The organism is Flagellimonas lutimaris (assembly GCF_051494225.1).
Classification (GTDB): domain Bacteria; phylum Bacteroidota; class Bacteroidia; order Flavobacteriales; family Flavobacteriaceae; genus Flagellimonas; species Flagellimonas lutimaris_A.
This window is the reverse complement of the sequence record NZ_JBNPYE010000002.1, coordinates 551965-572638: the sequence shown is the minus strand read 5'-3', so window position 1 is coordinate 572638 and position 20674 is coordinate 551965. Positions and strand designations below refer to the sequence as shown.

Below are 20674 nucleotides of genomic sequence, written 5' to 3'. Positions count from 1 at the left end.
TTTAATTTGGATATATGTCGGAAATTGTTGAAAAAACTAAACACTTCGTTTCTAAACTATTAACAGACAAGCTTGACCCCAAGTTCTTGTACCACAACTTGCGACATACCCAACGAGTAGTCAAAAGTACTAAAGAATTACTCAATTATTATAATCTTGAAGAGGTTGAAAACGAGAGGTTATTGCTGGCCTCATGGTTCCACGATGTTGGTCATATAAAAGGTTGGGAAAACCATGAAGAAAGTAGTTGTGAAATTGCCAGAGAGTTTCTCAAAAAAAACGATTACCAACCTGAAAGTATCGAGCAAGTATGCTCGTTGATTATGGCAACAAAAATGTGCAACACGCCCTCCAACCTCATGGAAGGAATTATTAGGGACGCAGATATATCCCATTTTGCCAAGAAAAGTTATTGGGAAACCACCGATTTTTTAAAAGAGGAACTCAAAGAATTGGGAATTGCTGATTATTCCGCCAAAGAATGGCGGGACAAGAACATTAAAATGTTCCGAACAAAGCATAATTTTTTTACGGACTATGCCAAGGAGAATTGGGAAGAGGGAAAACAACAGAATCTAAAAAAACTGCTTAAAGAGAAAAAGGCCGAAAAAAAGATTGCCAAAAAGGAAGCTTTAAAAGCAAAATATAAAAGCGAAAGTCCTGATAGAAGTGTGCAGACCTTGTATCGGGTAACTTTGAGAAATCACCTAAAACTTAGTGATATTGCCGACACAAAGGCAAATATATTGTTGTCCGTGAATGCCATTATTATTTCACTGGTATTGGCCAACCTACTTACCAAACTGGACAATCCATCCAACACCTATATGATTTATCCCACATTCATATTGATCCTGTTCAGCGTTGTTTCCATGGTCCTGTCCGTGTTGGCTACCCGACCTAATATTACAAGCGGTAAATTCACCAAAGAAGATGTGGAAAAAAGAAGGGTGAACCTATTGTTCTTTGGCAACTTCCACCAAATGGGTCTTGAAGAATATCAATCAGCGGTACGGGAATTGGTAAAGGATAAGGATTATGTATACTCTTCACTTACAAAAGACCTTTACTATTTGGGTATTGTTTTAAACAGAAAGTATAAGATACTGCGTTTAACCTACAACATTTTTATGTTCGGTATCATTATATCTGTTATTGCCTTTGGTATTGCCTTTCGGTTTTTTGGCCCGGAAAGATTGATTTTCTAACTCACGAACTTAATTCCTCCATAAGGTCATCATAAGTATAGGTTCGCTCCGATTTTTTATCCTTTTGATATAAAATCTCAGCCCTTATCGCCTTTAATCCAGATACTCCTTGAACCCCTTCCAATTCCACAATTTCGATATTGTTGGTAAAATAGCCTTTGGCCTTTAAAAAACTAATGTAACGCAGATATTCTTTCTCGTCCTTGCGTTGCGAATACACAATGGCCAGCTTTCCTTTTTGTGTAAGGCGCTCGTTGGTCCCCTTAATAAAGGATTTGTCAATACGCTTTTTGATGACTTCATATCTGGCATTGTATGTGCCATCAACATCAAAACGTTTTTCATCCATTCTAAAACGGATGGCCAGAGAAGTGCTATACACCAAAACCAAGGATGCAACATCCAATTTAACTGGAAGATGTGGCTTTAAGGCGTAGTACTTATTCTCCATCTCGCACATAAGCTGAAGCTGCCATAACCTTAGATTGCACAAGAAAAGTTCGTTGAATTCCTTATCCTTTGCAATGGAGTTTCCTATATACATGTTATGTTCCACCCCATCAGTTTTATAGCGCTCAAAATAATGCGGGAACATGTCCTGGGCCTCCTCTTGCTTTTTATCCAAAAGAGCAGCAAGTTTCATATTGGCCTCCATTACGCTATTGTCATAGTTTCTACGATGATCATAGTAGCTTTCGGTGGCCTTGTCTATCTTCTCGTTATATTTATCTAAAAGCGCAGCTATTTCGGCATCCTCTTTTTGAAGATGATCGAATACGGGGTCTACTTCTTCTTTTACAAAATCAAAGACGGCTTGCTCGGTATGGGTAAACAATGCCTCCTTAACCTCATTCAAATAATTGTTTACTCTGAACATCAACTCCTCATAAATGGGAAGCTTGTATCTTTTGAAAGCGATTTCCAAAACATCATTGATTTCGGAAAGCTGGATCATTAAATCTCTTTGGATAGCAAGATTACGTTCCTTTGCAGAATCTTTTATATCGATTTGGCCATATAATGGGTACACATCTTTGAAAACAATTTCTTCGAACATAGGTTCGTTGCCAGCCAATTCGTCTGCCATAAACCGCTTGGCCTCTTCTTGGAATTTCCAATATACCGACGGATGCACAGAGGTACACTCGTGCTGAATAACTGCATCGATTAAGTTTTCTTCTTCCTCAATGGTTCGCATTACAGCCGCAATAATGTAAGGCATTACATCATCCAACTTGTTTGCGTTAACACTGTTTAGTTCGTTTACTTTACCGGAAACCAGCTCAAGGACACCCAATAGCTCTCCATTGACAGCAATTGGCGCCAAAATGGCACTTTTAATGCCTTGGGCCATTAAGTTTTTATAGGGCTGAACCTTACCCTCTGTTTTTCTATAATATTTCTCCACGTTGGAAATAGCGAAATATTTATTCTCTTTGAACAGCTTTCCATGGGAATAATTACAAAATGTAGAATCGCATTCCTCCGTATCCTTACCGTTGAGGATATAACTGTCCATGCCTTTCCCATATATCTTAAAAAAGTGATTGGCGCCCGAATCATAACCCGCAAAACCAACCTTTATATCGTTAAGTTTAAAAAAGGACCTAAAAGTGTCTTCGAAATTCTCCATAAAGGACTCCTTGCCTCTTTGGGTCTTACCTATCAAGGTCGACTTTATTTCCGAAACGGAATGCTCGGCAGTTACATCGAACATATTGGATATAACAAAACCTTTGGCCACAAAACTATTTGGAGGTATTTTTTCTTTCCACAAATCCAAGTTGTAAAAGTTGTCCAACAACTCATCCACATCATCTTGTGTAATCTCCTTGGCCTTGTCGGTTGGAGTAATTTCCATAAAATCCGCATTGTACAAAATACGGTACCTGCGCATCACTCCATTGGTATCTGGTATATCATAAAAGAAAGGACGTCTAAAATCCAAATTATACCCGTAATAGAACTTTAAGATTACGGTACATCTCATAATGTATCCGAACTCGTGAGGTATATTGGTTATTTCCAGGTCAAAATCCTCCCCAGCATCTTTCAAGATTTGACGAAACCGCTCAGAAGAGTTGAACACCAAATTTTCAAAGGGTGTGGATGCAGTCTTGATTTCATTTTTGGTTAAAATTGGAGAAAAAGAGTCGTCCAAAATCACTCGAATCACATCCTTGTGTTTTTCCAACAAAGACAAATCAGAAAAACCTTCTCTCAATTCTGGGTATGGCGCCTGTGTCTCCAAAACATATTTTGCCCTTTCGGCAACATGTGGATTAGAACTTTTTAGTTGTTCATCATAATGTTCCAATAATTTGTTGAAACTTACTAATTGAACAAGTGGGCTTTCCGAATGGTAATCGTGCTTCATTCCCAAGTTAGTCGAGGTTTAGCCGTCAAAGTTACAAAAAGTAGGAATGCATGCCCATTAATAGATATCTTTATGGGCGAATCACCATTTTTAAGGATAATTAGCAAAAACTTTTTCATGTCCTCTTCAACCCGATTAGACAGAGCCTACAAAAACGCAATGACGATCCCATTCGATGAGGATTCCAAATTCATCTTTTTTAGTGATTGTCACCGAGGAGACAATAGCTTTGCCGACGACTTCGCCAATAACCGGAACATTTATTTCCATGCATTGAACCATTATTACCGTGAAGGCTTTAATTATATTGAACTAGGAGATGGGGACGAGCTATGGGAAAATCTAAGTTTTGATTCGATTATTGAAGCACATAAAAATGTGTATCAACTTTTACGACGATTTCATTTGGAAAAGCGGCTCCACATGCTCTGGGGCAATCACGATATGGTGTATAGGGACCCCGATTATGTGAACAAACACCTTTCCCATTATTTTGAACCTATTGATGGTTCCGACAAAGAACTTTTCGAAGGCATCACCTATCATGAAGCACTCATTTTAAAACATACCGATACCGGTCAGGAAATTTTTTGTGTCCACGGCCATCAAGCGGATTGGTGGAATTACGTGTGTTGGCGTATCGGTAGGTTTTTAGTACGAATTTTATGGAAACCCCTTCAAGTGGTGGGCATTGCGGACCCAACAAGCCCTGCCAAAAATTATAAAGAGCTGATTCGCATTGAAAAACGGATAAAACGGTGGATTCTAAAGAAAAATTTGCTCATTACTTTAGCTGGTCATACGCACAGACCTCGGTTTCCAGAGCCCGGCCAAATTCCATTCTTTAACGATGGGAGCTGTGTTCACCCAAGGAGCATTACGGGAATAGAGATTGAAAATGGAAAAATTTCCCTTATCAAATGGCATATTGATACCAAGCCCGATGGTACACTTCAAATTGTCCGGGTTTTATTGGAAGGTCCTGAAAAATTGCAAGATTACATTGACCGTTAAGCTCGTTTTGCCATGGTTTTAATGGCATCTACAAATTCATCTAACTCTTCGGTAGTAGTAAAAACATTTGGAGTAATCCTACATCCATGCACGTTTTCAAAATCAATGGCCACCGTCCAAACATTAAATTCATCCAATAAGGTTTTGGCCATATTGCTTGGTTTCATGTTTTTGAGACCCACGTTAGCAATTCCGCAACTCCTGTGCAGTTCAATAGGAGTGTTTACCACCACATTGTCCACATCTCTTAATTGATCGCTCCAATATCGTTGTAAATAACGCATACGGTTTTCCTTCCGCTCCATTCCAATCATTTCCAGATAATCTACAGAATCGTTTATGGTCAAGTCCGTATGTACAGGATGGGTTCCCGTATGGTTCAGCCTTCGTATTTTCGTTTTATCGTTTTCATGTTCCGCCAATAAGGGCCATATTTTTGGAATATTCTTTTCGGCCACATAAAGCATCCCCGCCCCTAAAGGGGCACATAGCCATTTGTGCAAACTGGAACCATAGTAATCGCAATCCAATTCAGCTAAATCAACATTTATATGTCCAATACAATGGGCGCCGTCTACCATCACCTCAACACCATGTGAATGTGCCATGTCACATATTTTGCGAACGGGCAGAATTTGGCCCGTGACATTTACCATATGGCACACCATCAGTAATTTGGTCTTTGGTGTAATCTGGGATTCGTACAGCGCTACAATTTCCTCATCAGATTCAGGGTGGTTGGGCAAGGACACTTTTTTACAAATAATTCCGTAACGGTCTTCCATTTGATGGAAATGTACCTGCATCGCCCCATAATCCTGCACGGCAAAAATAGCTTCGTCCCCCGCTTCCCAGGGGTAGCCTCCAATGATCATATCCAAGGATTCCGTAGTGTTTCGGGTTATGACCAATTCCTTTTCCGAACAATTGACCAGTTCGGCCACACGAGCGGCCGCCTTTTTCTTGTTGTCCCATTGCACGGTTCGCATATAGTAAGACCCTTCGTAATTTACATGCTGTATATGTTCCATGTATTTGTTCAGAATGGGCGTGGGAACAATATTGTAGTACCCGCTTTCCAGATTGATGTAATCGGATTTCAATCTATAGTCTTTTCGTATCCGTTCCCAAAATGCCTCGTTATCTATATCTGGATATGGCATTTCTTTGAGTTTAACGTTATCCAGCGTAATTGGAAAAAGTGGGGCAGCCATGGCGGCACTTCCCATGTAACGTATGAATTGTCGCTTTTTCATTTTAGTGGTCGGTTGATTAAAAAAAGATTGGTACTTTTCTATTTTACTTTGTCTTGAAGATACAACTTACACCGATAACATGACTGATGTGAAGGTTATATTTGATCAAATTCCCATTCACTACGACCTGGCGTCCCACATTATGCTATTGGGCATTGTCCAAGGGTTTTTCTTGGCGCTGGTCATTTTTTTAAGGGCAAATCGAAAATCGGCCATCAATCTGTTCGGATGGTCACTTTTAGTGCAATGCCTAGTGTTTTTAGATGTATACCTCTGCTACACGGGTTTGATGAAATACGTAATCTACCTGAACGATTCTACCGAATTTTTGGTACTCCTTATCACCCCTACGCTTTATTTCTTCCTCTATACCTTATTGGAACGAAAACCAATCACCCTAAAAAAACATTGGCCCCATTTTGTATTGCCGGTGTTATACGCTATTTCTCAAATCAATTATTACCTGAGTCCCACCGAGGTAAAGCTCAACGCTTATTTAGGCGCGTACCATAGAGATTTGGGATTCATAGACGTTCCTGGAAACATTAACTATTCTTATCATTACCTCAAAGACCAGTTTAGGTGGTTGGTACTGTTCAGTTTTGCATTTTATTTAGTGCTCTCACTTTTATTGGTCATAAAAACCAAGAAAAAAGGATGGGTAGCCCCTAAGCATATTAAAGTGGACAAATACATTTTTTCCAGAAACACGGTTATTTTCTTTTTTGTGTTGATGGTTTCCTTGTTCCTTATCTACTTGAATTATGATGATGATGGTGGAGATCATATTGTTGGGATAATACAGACGGTGACTATTTTCCTTACCTCCTTTTTTATTATTTCGGAATCACGTTTTTTTGAAAAATCATGGATTGCAGAAAAATATGAGACCTTGGCCAGCAATTCCATTGAATTTGATAACATAGAAAACTTTATGATGGAATCCCAATATTATTCCCATCAAGATGTTACATTGAAAAAGGTGGCTGAAAGGTTGGATACCAATAGCAATACAGTCTCTAAATTGATCAATTCCGAAACCGGAATCAATTTTAACGATTACATCAACCAAAAAAGAATCGCATTGGCACAGGAAAGGCTATTTGACCCTGAATTCAAGCAGCTTACTGTGGAAGCCATTGGCGAATCGGTCGGGTTCAGGTCCAAATCCGCCTTTTACAATGCCTTTAAGAAGCATGCGGGGCAATCCCCATCCGCATTTATGAAGCAAAACAGGGCGTAATTTCTCCATAATTGCAATTCAGGACGTTTCCCTTACCAAAAAACAACGCTGTTTGGTCGGCACTTTTCATCTTTGGAAAAAATTTTAGGATGAAAACTACTATCAGACGTTACGATTTGGATTGGCTACGTGTTATTGTTTTTGCACTGCTTATATTTTACCACGTAGGAATGTTTTTTGTGCCCTGGGGCTGGCATTTAAAAAATAATGTGATTTACGATTGGCTCCGCTGGCCCATGTCATTTTTGAACCAATGGCGTTTGCCCATCCTATTCGTTATATCCGGGATGGGAACCTATTATGCCTTGGGCAAAAGAAGCATGGGTAAATTTATGTGGGAACGCTTCCTTCGTTTAGGAATTCCCTTAGTGGTAGGCATGATTCTGATAGTGCCCCCACAAGTATATTTGGAGCGTTTGGTGGATGGGACATTTACAGGCTCATACTGGAAATATTTTACCACTATTGCTTTTGATGGCATCTATCCGGAAGGAAACTACAGTTGGCACCACCTTTGGTTTTTGCCCTATCTTTTGGTGTTTTCATGGATTTTGGCACCGCTCTTTGTTTACCTAAGAAAGCACAATACCCGCTTTATTGATTGGGTAAAACGTTTGATTCAAAGAACATGGGGCATCTATATATTTGTAATTCCGCTGTATTTTGCAGAATCCTTGGTAGAGCCTTTTTTCCCCATTACCCATGCCTTAATAAACGATTGGTTCAATTTTATATTCAGTATTATCTTGTTTTTCTATGGTTTTGTTCTGATAGCTACCGGAGATGTGTTTTGGCAAACAATTGCCAAAATAAAGTATAAAGCTTTGATTTTAGGAATTATTGGGTTTTCGGGCCAGGTAATTATATGGCTGTTTTTTGAAGATGGATATGTAATCCACTTCACCGAAGCGCTATTGAAAGTGGTGAACCTGTGGTCCTGGATTTTAGTGCTTTTTGCCTACGCGGCGCGGTACCTCAACAAACCCAGTAAAGGTCTTGCCTATGCCAATAGGGCAGTTTATCCATTCTACATCTTGCACCAGACCATTACGGTTGGTATTGCCTATTTTTTGATGGATTTTAGTTGGGGCTTTTTGCCAAAAGCCATTATCCTTGTAGCGGGAACATTTGGCATTAGTTGGTTGATCTATGATTTGATTATTCTGCGTATTCCTCTGTTGCATCCACTATTTGGTTTGAAAGGGAAAAACAAAAAAGAGCCTGCAGATTAACGATTTAACTACAATTTATCATGTTGGTGGCAAGGTATTTGCTAATTTTATATCAAGACACTTGCTTACTCTTGTTATGAAAAGACTGATTTTCACCTTAATGGGAATTACTTTTGGGTTGGTTTCGACATTCGCACAATCGTCGGACCTACCCACTACACGACCATTGAAAATTGGCAACAACAATAAACTTGACGTAAAAGCAAGTAATCAAGGTACATTACTTCGCATGCCTTCGGTGTTAGATGAAAATCTTACTTCCAAAAATGAAAAACCCGGCGTTAAAATGTTGCCGGACCGAGAGTTGCTTCAAGCTGGCCATGATATGGTCATCGACCCTAAAGTGATTGAAAAAAGGGAAAAAGGTGCCAACGAGCATTTTGGAGACCAATATTTGGGTGATTTTAAAACCACGGCCAAATTTGTCGGCATTGTGGCCAGAGACCACGAATATGTGGATGGTGACCGAATCAAAATCTATGTAAATGGGGAAGTTGCGGAGTACAATCTACTGTTGTCCGGTTCCTTTAAAGGAATTAACTTGGATTTAGTAGAAGGCTTTAACCGCATAGAATTTGAGGCTCTTAACCAAGGGTCTTCTGGGCCAAATACTGCGCAGGTCATTGTAACCGATGATAAAGGTGTAGTCATTCACAACAATCGCTGGAACCTTTCCACAGGTTCCAAAGCCAGCCTGATCATTGTTAAAGAAGAGGATAGTGGCATAGAAAAAAGCAACTAAACAGTTCCCTCAATATTTTTCGCCCGGTGAATAGGTTACTTCGGCACGTTTTAAAACATCCTCCTTGTAAAAAGCAGCATCTTTAAATTCCTTATCCGCGTAGCGTTGCGCTTGATCATTAAAGTGAGGTGATTCAGGATTTCCGCTTTGACCTCCAGCTAGCATGGTCTTCGCCTTCACTTTATCACCAAATTCTACTGCAGCCACAAAACTATTACCTCGTGTACCGTAAATCTTTTTGGTGTCATTATCGTAACGAGCGCCATAAGCAGCCAATGCACCCCATCGTCCACTGGCAAAACCGATTGGAATACTGGGTTTAGCATCATCAAAAGCTTGGCGAATATCTCCATTTAATCTTTGGTAACGGTTTACCTCGCCCCAAGACATTTTCCAAGTACCGAAATCCTTTTCCAATATAGATAGGGCCTCTTGAAACATATCCAGTTTTTGAGCGTCGGGCCATTCACTGCCCCAATATTCAACCCATTCCATAGGGTACATATCTTTAGGTCTTTCCGCCTTGGAATAACAAAGTGTACCATAATAATGTGCCAAAGTCATCGCAATAGATTTTTTTGATGTAGTGAAATCCCATTCCCTCAAAACTTCTATCGGTTCTTGTAGTTCCGGATACGCTTTTGCATTCTCATTATAAGCTTTCACCAATCCTGGAATCAATGCTTCAAAAGCTGGCAAATAAGGGTCGTGGGCCATTTCAATAAGTCCATCTAAAGTATAACCACTGCGGTCGGTCAACAGCTCAATGGCATGAATACCCCTAAAATTTTCTTGGTCTCTGGACATATAATTGGGGTAATCTTCACGCTTTGGGCTGAACTCCAAAGCTGAAGTATACGGGGTAGAATTACAGTTTTGAATCCAACCATTTTCTGGGTTGAGCACCAAAATATTTTCATCCACAGTATGCAAACCTTGCCAATCGGTTTTCGGATTGCTACCGTCTAAAGGTTTGGTGTAATCAAAAATGGTATCGCGTTTCGGAACAAAATTGCCATGGAAATAGGCTATGTTCCCTTCCGCATCGGCATAAACGGTATTGTTGGAAGAATTGGTACGGATATCCATCATCTCCCTAAAACCATCGTAACCATCTTGCTTGGTTCGGATATAGGACTGTTCCAACGCCTTAACAGGCTCCCACATCATAGCGGAAGCAGTCCATTGGTCCCCAACTTGATGGGTAATCGGACCATGGTGGGTTCTATACATCGGAAATGTTTTCTCTTTTAAACTTTCCCCTTCTTTATATTTTAAAGTCACTGTGCTAGAATCAACCGGACGCAATTCTTCACCATATTGATAAAACAGCTTGCCATCATTTTTAACAATGGTTTCCTTGAACTCATCCATCACATCGGTATAGGTAGATGTATGCATCCACCCCGTTTTCTCGTTGAAACCCTGGTACACAAAAAACTGACCCCAAGTTACTGCACCGTAGGCATTCAGGCCCTCTTCGCTCACCACATGTACCTCTCCCCTAAAATAAAATGAAGTATGAGGATTGATCAACAGCATCGCATTGCCAGATTCGGTCAAATCTCCGGAAATAGCGATTCCATTGGAACCTTGTGGCTCTGCCATTTCCTCCTCTTTTTTGATTTGAAGGGCTTCCATCTCGGGCAATTCCATCCCACTCTCGTAAAAACGTTTGATTTTTCGGGTCGATATACGCTCGATATCCCCACCAATGGATCCTTCACTAAAATACATTGGCATCCAAGGCTCAAAACGGGTCAATAGTTTGGGCTCAACTTCGGGATGAGTATGTAAGTAATAATTGATTCCATCCGCAAAAGCATTACAAAGCTCTTTCAACCACTCTGGACTTTTTTCGTAATTGGCCTTGGCCTCTTCTTCGGTCATAAAGAGTTTGGCGCGAAGATCACTGTACAAAGCATCTTCTCCTTCAACTTCTGCCAATCTACCGGTAGCCCAGATATAATTTTGTTCTACACGATTAAAATCATCCTCACATTGTGCATATAACAATCCAAAAACAGCGTCGGCATCCGTTTTGCCGTAAACGTGGGGCACTCCAAAATCGTCTCGGATAATTGTAATGTTTTCAGCTTGGGCTTCCCATTGCTCCTCCTCGGTTTGAGGTTTTTCGGAACAGGAAATAAACAGAAAAATTGCTGCAAGGATTGTAATTCTCATCTCGGGGATTGGTTTAATTAGTTTGGTGAAAATACGGTAAATCGGAAACAATTACCAACTTCCGCTGGCTCCTCCACCACCAGAACTTCCTCCACCGCCGGAAAAACTACTGGACGAACCTCCACTAGAGCCAGAGCCAAAGGAATGGGTACCAGAAGAGGAAAAAGTTTTACTGATATAATCCTTATCTGATTTAAAAAATGAGAGTTTCAAGTCTTGATCACCTTTGGTCCTCATTTTCTTGACAACCAATACAAGGGTAAGCCCAATAAATAAGATAACTACAAATAGGATCCATGTAAAATCTTTGACCAATCCATTCAACAAATCGTCATAGCCTAACAATAGCACCATAAAAAATATGGGCATCCCGATGAATACCAGTCCAAAAATCAAGGGAAGCATCATAAAAGCAGCCATAAACACTCCACGAATCACTGCAAGTTTACCAATGAACATTCCACGAATGATTTCTATAAGTGTGGAATAGGCTTTGTAAAAAAAGAATCCCCCTGCAGCCACGAACATCATTAAGAACAAACCAATAACGACTACCAGCCACCAAGGCATTTCATCCTCGTCCGCTATTTCTGCTTTGAACTCTTCCAGGGCTTCGGGATTGTTCAAAAATTCAATAATTTGGTCCGAAGCACTATCCAATCCACCGAAATAATCTTCTTCCTTGAATCTTGGAATCATCGTATTTCGAATAATGCGAGAGGCCACTGCGTCGGTAATGTAGGGCTCTAAACCATAGCCAACTTCTATTCTTACCTCCCTATCCAATTTGGAGAAAAGAATCAGAATCCCGTTGTCCTTACCCTCTTGACCCAATTTATTTTGATTGAAAACTTCCAAAGCGTACTGTTCAATAGTCTCACCCCTTAATTCATCAATGGTCAAAATCACTAATTGATTGGTAGTCTCCGATTCAAATTGATATAATTTTGTACGAAGCCCTTCAAGCTGTGGTTGGGTAAAGATATGGGCATTGTCCGTTACAATCTCGGTCAATGTAGGATGTTCTTCTTGTGCAACGCACCATGAAAAAACAAAAAGTAAAAAACCGAAAAACCTTACTTTAAGCATAACCTTTTTAAATTCAAGTATCTAAATATAACATTTGTAATCTATCTTATTTCAAACCACCTTCAAATAGATGTCCCTTTAATTTGCCGTAACTTGCAACTTCTTTCTAAAAATTGTTATGCCCGAAAAAAAAGTAAGCATCCTCACCGCTTTTAAGACCATTATTTGGCCAAAACGTAAACTGGTATTCATTGGCCTTTTATTGATTGCTATTAGTAAAGCAGCCAGTTTTGTTGCCCCAATTGCATCCAAATACCTCATTGATGATGTAATTGTAAAAAAGGATCTGGATATGCTCAAGTATTTGGTCGCAGGTGTTATGTTGGCCATTTTGGTACAGGCGGTCACATCCTTTTTATTGACCAAAATTTTAAGTGTTCAAGCGCAATACCTGATTTCGGAACTACGGGCACAAGTACAGAAAAAAGTACTGGCATTGCCCGTTCGTTTTTTTGACAATGCAAAGTCTGGAGCTTTGGTATCCCGTATTATGTCGGATGTTGAAGGAGTTCGGAATTTAATCGGCACAGGTTTGGTGCAACTGGTCGGAGGAATCATCACCGCTGTGGTTTCTGTGACATTGCTTATGAAAATCAGCGTTTTCATGACGCTTTTCACTTTTATCCCACTGACCATATTTGCCATAATTGCCTTAAAGGCGTTTAAAATCATCCGTCCTATTTTTAGAAATCGTGGCAAGATAAATGCCGAAGTAAAAGGTAGATTGACAGAAACTTTAGGCGGCATACGTGTTATCAAAGGTTTCAATGCCGAAAAGCAAGAGGAGGAAGTTTTTGAAGTAGGCGTGGAACGTTTGTATGAAAACGTAAAAAAGAGCTTGACCACCACCGCTTTTATGACCAGTTCGTCCACCTTTTTATTGGGTGTTGCCACCACAAGCGTTATGGGTTTTGGAGGTTATAAAATAATTCAAGATACGTTGACCGTAGGTCAATTTGTGGAATTTACCGTGTTGTTGGGTCTGATGATTGCCCCGATTGTTCAAATGAGCAGCGTGGGAAGTCAATTAACAGAAGCATTGGCTGGTTTGGACCGTACCGAGGAATTAATGAATTTGGAAGAAGAATCGGATGAGGAAAATCGTACCATCATTTTGGATAATGTAGTTGGTAAAATGTCCTTTTCTGATGTCTCTTTTTCCTATGAGGAAGACAAACAAGTACTGCACAGCATCAATTTTGATGTGGAACCTGGGCAAGTTATCGCCTTGGTCGGTAGCTCTGGCTCCGGAAAATCGACTATTGCTGGCTTAGCAGCCAGTTTTTTAAACCCTGATTCAGGAAGAATCACGATTGATGGACACGATCTTTCCAAAGTGAACTTAAACAGTTTCCGTCAACATTTAGGAGTTGTGCTACAAGATGATTTTTTGTTTGAAGGCACCATCCGTGAGAACATACTTTTCCCACGACCCGATGCTAGCGAAGAAAAATTACGTGAAGCCGTAAAAGCGGCCTACGTGGATGAATTCACCGACCGTTTTGATAAAGGTTTGGACACCCTCATCGGGGAACGCGGTGTAAAACTTTCAGGTGGTCAGCGCCAGCGAATTGCTATTGCAAGAGCTATTTTAGCCGATCCAAAAATCTTGGTTTTGGATGAAGCCACCTCCAGCTTGGACACAGAATCCGAAGCACTTATTCAAAAAAGTTTGGGAGAGTTGACCAAAGGCAGGACAACCTTTGTTATCGCACACCGACTGAGCACTATTCGCAAAGCGGACCAAATTTTAGTGATTGAAAATGGCCATATTCTGGAACAAGGAACGCACGAAAAATTGATAGCTTCCGAAGGAAGATATTATCATCTATTTACCTACCAAGCGAGAATTTAAGGTTCTTCTGGGGCCAATTCGACTTCCAGACCGTCCAAATCCTCCGTAATATGAAGTTGACAACCCAATCGGCTGTTGTCCTTCACAAAAAAGGCTTCGGCCAACATGGCCTCTTCATCATCCGACTTTTCTGGCAATTGATGGTCAGATTTTATATAGCATTGGCAAGAAGCGCACATAGCCATTCCTCCACAAATTCCGATAGTTCCTTCTGGAGCAAGTTCGTAGGAACGTACCACTTCCATCAGGTTCATATTCATATCGGTTGGGGCGTCTACCTCATGTAGTTCGCCTTCACGGTCTATAATTTTTAATTTGATATCGCTCATACCTATTCGAGAACTCCTAAATGGACTTCCCTTAACGATTTAACATTTAATTTATTCTTAGTCGATAGCTTTAACTACAGCTTTCGGCGCTTCTTTTTTACTTCCATCAAATCCCGTTACACCGCCGACAGTGGTATACTTCATGACATACTTTTTGTCGGGGAATATTTTCTGATAGGCACTTTGGCACATCAAGGTAGCTTCGTGAAAACCGCAAAGAATCAATTTTAGTTTGCCTGGATATGTATTGACATCACCAATGGCATAGATTCCAGGAATGTTAGTCTGGTAATCGTAGGTGTTATCCACTTTGATGGCGTTTTTTTCTATCTCCAATCCCCAATCGGAAATTGGACCCAACTTGGGCGACAATCCGAACAATGGGATAAAATTATCGACCTCCACATCGGTTTCTTCTGAGGTTGATGTGTTTTTTACGGTCACTTTCTCCAAGTGGTCTTCTCCTTTAAGTGCAACTATCTCGGCGGGAGTTATCAAATTGATTTTACCTTCATTCTTGAGTTGTTGTACTTTTTCTACTGAATCCAAAGCACCCCTAAACTCATTTCTACGGTGAACCAAAGTGACCTCATCGGCAACATCCGCCAAAAAGATGGACCAATCCAGAGCGGAATCACCTCCGCCAGCAATCAATACTTTTTTACCTCGGTATATTTCGGGTTCTTTGATCATGTAGGCAACACCGTTGTCCTCATATTTTCCCAAATTTTCCAATAAGGGTTTTCTCGGCTCAAAACTACCAAGACCTCCTGCTATGGCAACAATGGGAGCATGGTGCTTTGTTCCTTTATTAGTTGTGACAATAAAAGTCCCGTCGTCCAATTTTTCAATAGTCTCAGCACGTTCTCCCAAGGTAAAACCGGGTTGGAACGGCTTGATTTGTTCCATGAGGTTATCCACCAAATCTCCTGCCAATACTTCGGGATATCCAGGAATGTCGTAAATGGGTTTTTTGGGATATATCTCGGAACATTGACCGCCTGCTTGTGGCAATGCATCGATTAAATGACATTTGAGCTGTAAAAGACCTGCTTCAAAAACAGCAAAAAGACCCGTAGGTCCCGCTCCAATTATCAGAATATCGGTTTTGATCATATACTAGAAATTTTGGCTCGCAACTTACTGCTTGCCTAAAAAAGGATTCATGATTTTTATCAGTTAGCTGATATTGATTACCTCTTCAATCTGGGGAGCGTATTTCTTAATCGTCATTTCCACGCCACTCTTCAACGTCATTTGATTCACACTACACCCAATACAATTTCCTTCCAAACGGACCTTAACGGTGTTGTCCTCGATGGAAATCAAGGTAATATCACCTCCGTCGCTCTGTAAAAATGGACGTATCTCTTCCAACGCCTTTTCTACATTGCTCCTTGTTTCTTCTGATGTCATTGTTGTCATGCTCATTTCTTTTTAACAGCGGAACAACCTGCCATGGTTGTAATCTTTATTGCTTCGGTCGGGGGAAGGTCTGTATTTCTTCTCACCAACTCTTGAACCACATTTTTCGTAAGTTCTTCAAACGCTTCTTCTGTTGGGGTAGCTGTTTGCAAAGCTGCCGGTCTTCCCACATCACCTGCCTCCCTGATGCTCTGCACCAATGGAATCTCTCCTAAAAATGGTACTCCTAGATCTTCTGATAGGTTTTTTGCTCCGTTTTCACCAAAAATGTGATACTTGTTGTCTGGCAGTTCCGCTGGTGTAAAATACGCCATATTCTCCACGATTCCCAATACGGGCACATTAATTGATTCTTGTTGGAACATGGCCACTCCTTTTCTGGCATCCGCCAATGCGATTTCTTGTGGCGTACTTACAACCACTGCCCCTGTTACGGGCAAGGATTGCATGATGCTCAAATGGATATCCCCGGTTCCTGGGGGCAGATCCAACAAAAGGAAGTCCAATTCTCCCCAATGAGCATCAAAAATCATTTGATTCAATGCTTTTGCTGCCATAGGTCCCCTCCAAATTACGGCTTGGTTGGGTTGGGTGAAAAATCCAATGGAAAGCAACTTTACACCATAGTTTTCGATTGGCTTCATCTTGGCTTTGCCATCCACATTGATGGACAATGGTTTTTCCGTAGCTACATCAAACATAATAGGCATGGATGGTCCGTAAATATCGGTATCCAATAGCCCCACTTTAAAACCCATTTTAGCCAAGGTCACGGCTAAGTTAGCGGTCACGGTAGATTTACCAACACCTCCTTTACCGGATGCAACAGCTATAATATTTTGAATACCCGGAATTGGGTTACCCTTTATTTGGTTCACCTTAGGTTTTGCGGGAGCATCAACCTTTAGGTTGACCTTTATTTTGGCCTTTTCATAAACCTCGCTGTGGATTATCTTCAAAATTTCCACTTCGGTCTTCTTTTTGGCTTGAAGACTAGGGTTTTTGATGGTCACATCCACTTCAACCTCATCACCAAATACCTGTATATTGGTTACGGAGCCGCTTTCGACCAAATTTTGGCCTTCACCGGGAGCGGATATTTTTTCCAATGCCTTGAGAATGTCTGTTTTTTTCAACTTCATGAATCCAAATTTTGCAACCAGCTGTTTGAACTGATTCTAAACTACAAAGATACGGTGTTGACGTTAGATTAAGAAGTTGTGCCATTGAATTTCAAAAAAATCATACGGCTATAAATTGTAGGGATTTGAATAAATCGTTCTTACAACTATAAAAGCTACCCGTAATTGTGGTCATTTTTTTGAAAAAATGTAGTTTAGATGCTTCTATTTGAAATTATCAACCAACATGTTACCAAAAAACAGAATCCCCCACTTTATATTGTTGTTTATCTCCTTGACTTGGTTTTCTTGTTCCACCAACAAAAACACCTTTACCAAAAGAGATGTAAAGAAATCGGAAAAACTGATAGGGCTACATTTTGCCAATAAAGATATTGACACCCTCTATCCCTATTTAAAACGTAACCGAAGTGGGTTTGATTCCTTGAGAAAATACCCTCTTGGCCATGATGTCTTCCCGGCCATTCGTTTTGACCCTACCCCTTTTGGCTTTTCCATGCCAGAACAACAAACTGGAACTGTATGGAACATCCCCGATAATGTAGAAATTCCCGAACCATACGATCTATTGGCTTTTTACACCATTCCTCAACTAGCATCATTGATCAAAAACCAGAAAATAACCTCTACCGAGTTGACCAAGTTTTTCTTGGCCCGATTAAAAAAATACCAACCTGCTTTGCAGTGTAGTATCAGCATAACAGACAGTCTTGCCTTGGCCCAGGCCAAAAAAGCAGATGAAGAAATTAAAAATGGGAAATACCGGGGTATTTTACACGGAATCCCCTACGGAACCAAAGACCTTATGGCCGTTCCCGGTTATCCAACGACTTGGGGTGCTGCTCCATACAAAGACCAAATGATAAACGAAACTGCAACAGTTGTTAAAAAACTGGAAGATGCTGGCGCTGTTTTAGTGGCAAAATTGGTATCCGGGGCATTGGCCCGGGGTGATGTTTGGTTCAATGGGAAAACAAAAAATCCGTGGGATACCACCCAAGGAGCCAGCGGTTCCTCGGCCGGTTCAGGTTCAGCAACATCGGCAGGACTTGTTCCTTTCGCTTTGGGAACTGAAACTTTGGGCTCCATTACGTCTCCGAGTACCCGAAACGGGGTTACCGGTCTACGCCCAACTTACGGTAGGGTAAGCCGCCATGGGGTAATGAGCCTAAGCTGGTCCATGGACAAAGTCGGGCCATTGGGTAGAAATGCCGAAGATTGTGCCATTGTTTTTGAAGCTATTCAAGGAAAAGATAAAAATGATTTAACCACTATTGACCTTCCTTTTGGCGTTGATTGGAAAAAGGAGATTAAAAACTTAAGAGTCGCCTATCTGAAAAAAGATATTGAAAAGGACACCACGGAAACTGGTGAAAATCTTAGAAACGCACTCAAATCACTCAAAGAATTGGGCATTGAGCCCACAGCTGTGGAAATGCCCGAAGATGTGCCTTATCGAGGTTTTGATATTATCCTAAGAGCAGAGGCGGGAACCTTTTTTGATGAGCTTGTACGTTCGGGAGGCGTTGATGTTATGGTGGAACAAGACCAGCGTTCTAGAGCTAATTCATTAAGGCAGAGTAGATTTATTCCTGCTGTGGAATATCTTCAAGCGAATAGACAGCGCCAAGTACTTATTCAAAAAATGCAGGATTTGATGAAAGATTACGATGTACTTATTTCCCCCACATTTGGAAATGACCAACTCTTAGCAACCAACCTTACTGGACATCCTGTAATTGCGGTTCCGACCGGTCTTGATAAGAAAAACCACCCTACAAGTATGACATTTGTGGGCAATTTGTATGATGAAGCGAGTATTCTATTGCTGGCAAAAGCATTTCAGGATGCCACATCATTTGACGAATTGCACCCTCCGGGATATATTGATTAAAGCTCCGAGGCAGGATTCCAAAAATATTTTTGGAAATCGACGATTTGATTGTCTTTTACAGGAATTCCTTCGTTTTCGAGGAGTTGCTGCATGATATTGCTGCCATCAAAATGGTGTTTGCCAGTCAATACACCTACACGGTTCACTACACGGTGTGCAGGTACATCCTTTGCCAAAGAATTGTTCATGGCCCAGCCCACCATACGTGCACTTCGGGCGGCTCCTAAATATTTTGCAATGGCTCCGTAAGAGGTCACTCTTCCATATGGAATTTGTTTGGCCACTTCGTACACTTTGTCAAAGAAATTTTTTTCCTCCATACTAGCGGTACATAATTCGAATAAGGGTAATGATAAGCAATAACAGCATCAAGGCACTCAAAATATAATTGGAGTTCTTTGAAAAACGGTTGGTTTTGGTCTCCATTTTATCAAAATAAAAAGTGTAGAGGTACAATACAGAAAATGTACCTGCCCCAGCAGCAACCACAAAAGTAGTAATGTCCTTGGCCTCAAATTTAATCCATCCCGCTTCGTTCCACATGGCATTTAGACCACTGTAATAAGGAATGGTCAAGAGATTGAGGGCCGCTAACAGAACCCCCTTAAAAAAACTGTTCTTTTTACTCAGATTGACCTCCTTTATAGCCTTGGTCTGGGCTTTGTTCCGTTTTGCCATAATGAAGAAATAAACTGCAAAAAAGGCGAATACCGCCACGGCTATCTTGAATAAGACATCTATTACCTCTGGATTTTTGTATAAAAATTTAGAGATATATACAGCAATATAGGCTTGCACCATAATGGTGCCTGAAACCCCCAAGCTAAAAATAACCCCGTTCAATTTTCCTTTTTCCACGCTAACCTTGGCCGCATTCATGTTGAGCAAGCCCGGTGGCACGGTAGCCATAAAGGCTGCCGAAAATGTGGCGAAAAAGAGAATAAGTACGTGGGTCATTGGTTAGTTGATCCTAAATTGGATATAGGTAATTGGTTTTCCTTTTTCAAGATACTGATTTTCATAGAAAGTCTGAATCTCAAGAACTTCGGAAGGACTTCCCTCGTTTTTATAGACGTCGTGATTGGCATATAAAATTTCGTGCCCCAAACCTTGTAAAAGCCCTAGTGTATAGCCGTGCATGTACTCGCTATCGGTCTTTAAGTTTATAATACCGTTGGGTTTCAGAATTTTTTTATATCGTTCCAAAAATACAGGATTTGTCATCCTATGCTTGGTACGTTTGTACTTTATTTGTGGATCGGGGAAGGTTATCCAGATTTCGCTCACTTCTCCTTCTCCAAAAAGATGGTCCACCAGTTCAATTTGGGCGCGTAAAAATGCTACGTTGTCCAATTCCTTTTCCACAGCAGTCTTTGCACCTCGCCAAAATCTCGCTCCTTTTATATCTATACCAATATAGTTTCTGTTCGGGTTCATTTGGGCGAGACCTACCGTGTATTCTCCCTTGCCGCAACCTAATTCCAATACAATTGGATTGTCGTTGCCAAAAAAGGATGCCCAATTACTCTTATACTTGAAACCAGCCATAACATCCTCCCTAGTAGGTTGTACCACGTTGGCAAATGTTTCGTTCTCTTTAAACCTTTTGAGTTTGTTCTTACTTCCCACTTCCGTATTTAATTGAGCAAAAAATTAATGATTTGGCAAAACTAAGGAAATCTAA

Annotated in this window: 18 protein-coding genes; 7 read left to right on the top strand and 11 right to left on the bottom strand. The window is 40.7% G+C overall.

Features of this window, described 5'->3' with window-relative positions; all coding sequences use genetic code 11:
* Nucleotides 1-14: 14 nt before the first annotated feature.
* Nucleotides 15-1208, top strand: a complete 1194-nt coding sequence (locus tag ACQQ5U_RS07795) for a Pycsar system effector family protein (RefSeq protein ID WP_437396529.1) — start codon at nt 15-17, stop codon at nt 1206-1208.
* 1 nt (nt 1209) lies between these two features.
* Here ACQQ5U_RS07795 and ACQQ5U_RS07790 read toward each other — a convergent pair whose 3' ends face one another.
* Nucleotides 1210-3585: a GAF domain-containing protein gene (locus ACQQ5U_RS07790; RefSeq protein ID WP_437396527.1), complete on the bottom strand. Its 2376-nt coding sequence runs from the start codon at nt 3583-3585 to the stop codon at nt 1210-1212.
* Between the two features lie 117 nt (nt 3586-3702).
* Between ACQQ5U_RS07790 and ACQQ5U_RS07785 the strand changes: the two genes are divergently transcribed.
* Nucleotides 3703-4599, top strand: coding sequence for a metallophosphoesterase (locus ACQQ5U_RS07785; protein ID WP_437396525.1), 897 nt, complete (start codon nt 3703-3705; stop codon nt 4597-4599).
* Here the strand turns inward: ACQQ5U_RS07785 and ACQQ5U_RS07780 are convergent.
* On the bottom strand, nt 4596-5855 hold the full coding sequence (locus ACQQ5U_RS07780) for an aminotransferase class V-fold PLP-dependent enzyme (protein ID WP_437396523.1): 1260 nt from the start codon (nt 5853-5855) through the stop codon (nt 4596-4598). The genes ACQQ5U_RS07785 and ACQQ5U_RS07780 overlap by 4 nt on opposite strands.
* Before the next feature lie 79 nt (nt 5856-5934).
* Between ACQQ5U_RS07780 and ACQQ5U_RS07775 the strand changes: the two genes are divergently transcribed.
* From ACQQ5U_RS07775 to ACQQ5U_RS07765, 3 genes are all read left to right on the top strand, one after another.
* Nucleotides 5935-7098: a helix-turn-helix domain-containing protein gene (locus tag ACQQ5U_RS07775; protein WP_437396521.1), complete on the top strand. Its 1164-nt coding sequence runs from the start codon at nt 5935-5937 to the stop codon at nt 7096-7098.
* 89 nt (nt 7099-7187) lie between these two features.
* Nucleotides 7188-8330 (top strand): acyltransferase family protein, encoded by a 1143-nt coding sequence (locus ACQQ5U_RS07770; protein WP_437396519.1) that lies wholly within the window; start codon nt 7188-7190, stop codon nt 8328-8330.
* Between the two features lie 76 nt (nt 8331-8406).
* Nucleotides 8407-9072: a hypothetical protein gene (locus ACQQ5U_RS07765; RefSeq protein WP_437396517.1), complete on the top strand. Its 666-nt coding sequence runs from the start codon at nt 8407-8409 to the stop codon at nt 9070-9072.
* Nucleotides 9073-9081: 9 nt separating this feature from the next.
* On the opposite strand, the gene ACQQ5U_RS07760 is transcribed toward ACQQ5U_RS07765, so the two are convergent.
* Nucleotides 9082-11256, bottom strand: coding sequence for an acylase (locus ACQQ5U_RS07760; protein ID WP_437396515.1), 2175 nt, complete (start codon nt 11254-11256; stop codon nt 9082-9084).
* Nucleotides 11257-11307: 51 nt separating this feature from the next.
* The gene (locus ACQQ5U_RS07755) at nt 11308-12345 is read right to left on the bottom strand and encodes a TPM domain-containing protein (RefSeq protein ID WP_437396513.1); all 1038 of its coding nucleotides are present in this window, start codon (nt 12343-12345) and stop codon (nt 11308-11310) included.
* 118 nt (nt 12346-12463) lie between these two features.
* On the opposite strand from ACQQ5U_RS07755, the gene ACQQ5U_RS07750 reads away from it, so the two are divergent.
* The gene (locus ACQQ5U_RS07750) at nt 12464-14200 is read left to right on the top strand and encodes an ABC transporter ATP-binding protein (protein ID WP_437396511.1); all 1737 of its coding nucleotides are present in this window, start codon (nt 12464-12466) and stop codon (nt 14198-14200) included.
* Here the strand turns inward: ACQQ5U_RS07750 and ACQQ5U_RS07745 are convergent.
* From ACQQ5U_RS07745 to ACQQ5U_RS07730, 4 genes are all read right to left on the bottom strand, one after another.
* On the bottom strand, nt 14197-14529 hold the full coding sequence (locus ACQQ5U_RS07745; protein ID WP_437396509.1) for a ferredoxin: 333 nt from the start codon (nt 14527-14529) through the stop codon (nt 14197-14199). The genes ACQQ5U_RS07750 and ACQQ5U_RS07745 overlap by 4 nt on opposite strands.
* Nucleotides 14530-14586: 57 nt before the next feature.
* A complete protein-coding gene (locus ACQQ5U_RS07740) occupies nt 14587-15645 on the bottom strand; it encodes an NAD(P)/FAD-dependent oxidoreductase (RefSeq protein ID WP_437396507.1) in 1059 nt (352 codons plus the stop codon).
* Between the two features lie 63 nt (nt 15646-15708).
* A complete protein-coding gene (locus ACQQ5U_RS07735; RefSeq protein ID WP_108246045.1) occupies nt 15709-15945 on the bottom strand; it encodes a NifU family protein in 237 nt (78 codons plus the stop codon).
* An 11-nt stretch (nt 15946-15956) separates the two neighbouring features.
* Complete coding sequence (locus ACQQ5U_RS07730) at nt 15957-17096, bottom strand: P-loop NTPase (protein WP_437396505.1); 1140 nt, start codon at nt 17094-17096, stop codon at nt 15957-15959.
* Nucleotides 17097-17322: 226 nt separating this feature from the next.
* Here ACQQ5U_RS07730 and ACQQ5U_RS07725 point away from each other — a divergent pair, with 226 nt between their 5' ends.
* The gene (locus tag ACQQ5U_RS07725; protein ID WP_437396503.1) at nt 17323-18990 is read left to right on the top strand and encodes an amidase; all 1668 of its coding nucleotides are present in this window, start codon (nt 17323-17325) and stop codon (nt 18988-18990) included.
* On the opposite strand, the gene ACQQ5U_RS07720 is transcribed toward ACQQ5U_RS07725, so the two are convergent.
* Genes ACQQ5U_RS07720 through trmB form a run of 3 tightly spaced genes read right to left on the bottom strand, consistent with a single transcriptional unit; the run spans nt 18987 to nt 20619 of the window.
* Nucleotides 18987-19310 carry an MGMT family protein gene (locus ACQQ5U_RS07720; protein WP_437396501.1) on the bottom strand — a complete coding sequence of 108 codons (324 nt, stop codon included), beginning with the start codon at nt 19308-19310 and terminating at the stop codon, nt 18987-18989. The two genes, ACQQ5U_RS07725 and ACQQ5U_RS07720, sit on opposite strands and share 4 nt — an antisense overlap.
* A gap of 1 nt (nt 19311) precedes the next feature.
* Complete coding sequence (locus tag ACQQ5U_RS07715; RefSeq protein WP_437396499.1) at nt 19312-19947, bottom strand: LysE family transporter; 636 nt, start codon at nt 19945-19947, stop codon at nt 19312-19314.
* Nucleotides 19948-19950: 3 nt separating this feature from the next.
* The gene (trmB, locus tag ACQQ5U_RS07710) at nt 19951-20619 is read right to left on the bottom strand and encodes a tRNA (guanosine(46)-N7)-methyltransferase TrmB (protein ID WP_437396497.1); all 669 of its coding nucleotides are present in this window, start codon (nt 20617-20619) and stop codon (nt 19951-19953) included.
* Nucleotides 20620-20674 lie beyond the last annotated feature (55 nt).

Coding starts and splice junctions, on each gene's coding strand:
- ACQQ5U_RS07795 (WP_437396529.1), top strand. CDS start 15: ATGTCGGAAATTGTTGAAAAAACTAAACACTTCGTTTCTAAACTATTA.
- ACQQ5U_RS07790 (WP_437396527.1), bottom strand. CDS start 3,585: ATGAAGCACGATTACCATTCGGAAAGCCCACTTGTTCAATTAGTAAGT.
- ACQQ5U_RS07785 (WP_437396525.1), top strand. CDS start 3,703: ATGTCCTCTTCAACCCGATTAGACAGAGCCTACAAAAACGCAATGACG.
- ACQQ5U_RS07780 (WP_437396523.1), bottom strand. CDS start 5,855: ATGAAAAAGCGACAATTCATACGTTACATGGGAAGTGCCGCCATGGCT.
- ACQQ5U_RS07775 (WP_437396521.1), top strand. CDS start 5,935: ATGACTGATGTGAAGGTTATATTTGATCAAATTCCCATTCACTACGAC.
- ACQQ5U_RS07770 (WP_437396519.1), top strand. CDS start 7,188: ATGAAAACTACTATCAGACGTTACGATTTGGATTGGCTACGTGTTATT.
- ACQQ5U_RS07765 (WP_437396517.1), top strand. CDS start 8,407: ATGAAAAGACTGATTTTCACCTTAATGGGAATTACTTTTGGGTTGGTT.
- ACQQ5U_RS07760 (WP_437396515.1), bottom strand. CDS start 11,256: ATGAGAATTACAATCCTTGCAGCAATTTTTCTGTTTATTTCCTGTTCC.
- ACQQ5U_RS07755 (WP_437396513.1), bottom strand. CDS start 12,345: ATGCTTAAAGTAAGGTTTTTCGGTTTTTTACTTTTTGTTTTTTCATGG.
- ACQQ5U_RS07750 (WP_437396511.1), top strand. CDS start 12,464: ATGCCCGAAAAAAAAGTAAGCATCCTCACCGCTTTTAAGACCATTATT.
- ACQQ5U_RS07745 (WP_437396509.1), bottom strand. CDS start 14,529: ATGAGCGATATCAAATTAAAAATTATAGACCGTGAAGGCGAACTACAT.
- ACQQ5U_RS07740 (WP_437396507.1), bottom strand. CDS start 15,645: ATGATCAAAACCGATATTCTGATAATTGGAGCGGGACCTACGGGTCTT.
- ACQQ5U_RS07735 (WP_108246045.1), bottom strand. CDS start 15,945: ATGACATCAGAAGAAACAAGGAGCAATGTAGAAAAGGCGTTGGAAGAG.
- ACQQ5U_RS07730 (WP_437396505.1), bottom strand. CDS start 17,096: ATGAAGTTGAAAAAAACAGACATTCTCAAGGCATTGGAAAAAATATCC.
- ACQQ5U_RS07725 (WP_437396503.1), top strand. CDS start 17,323: ATGTTACCAAAAAACAGAATCCCCCACTTTATATTGTTGTTTATCTCC.
- ACQQ5U_RS07720 (WP_437396501.1), bottom strand. CDS start 19,310: ATGGAGGAAAAAAATTTCTTTGACAAAGTGTACGAAGTGGCCAAACAA.
- ACQQ5U_RS07715 (WP_437396499.1), bottom strand. CDS start 19,947: ATGACCCACGTACTTATTCTCTTTTTCGCCACATTTTCGGCAGCCTTT.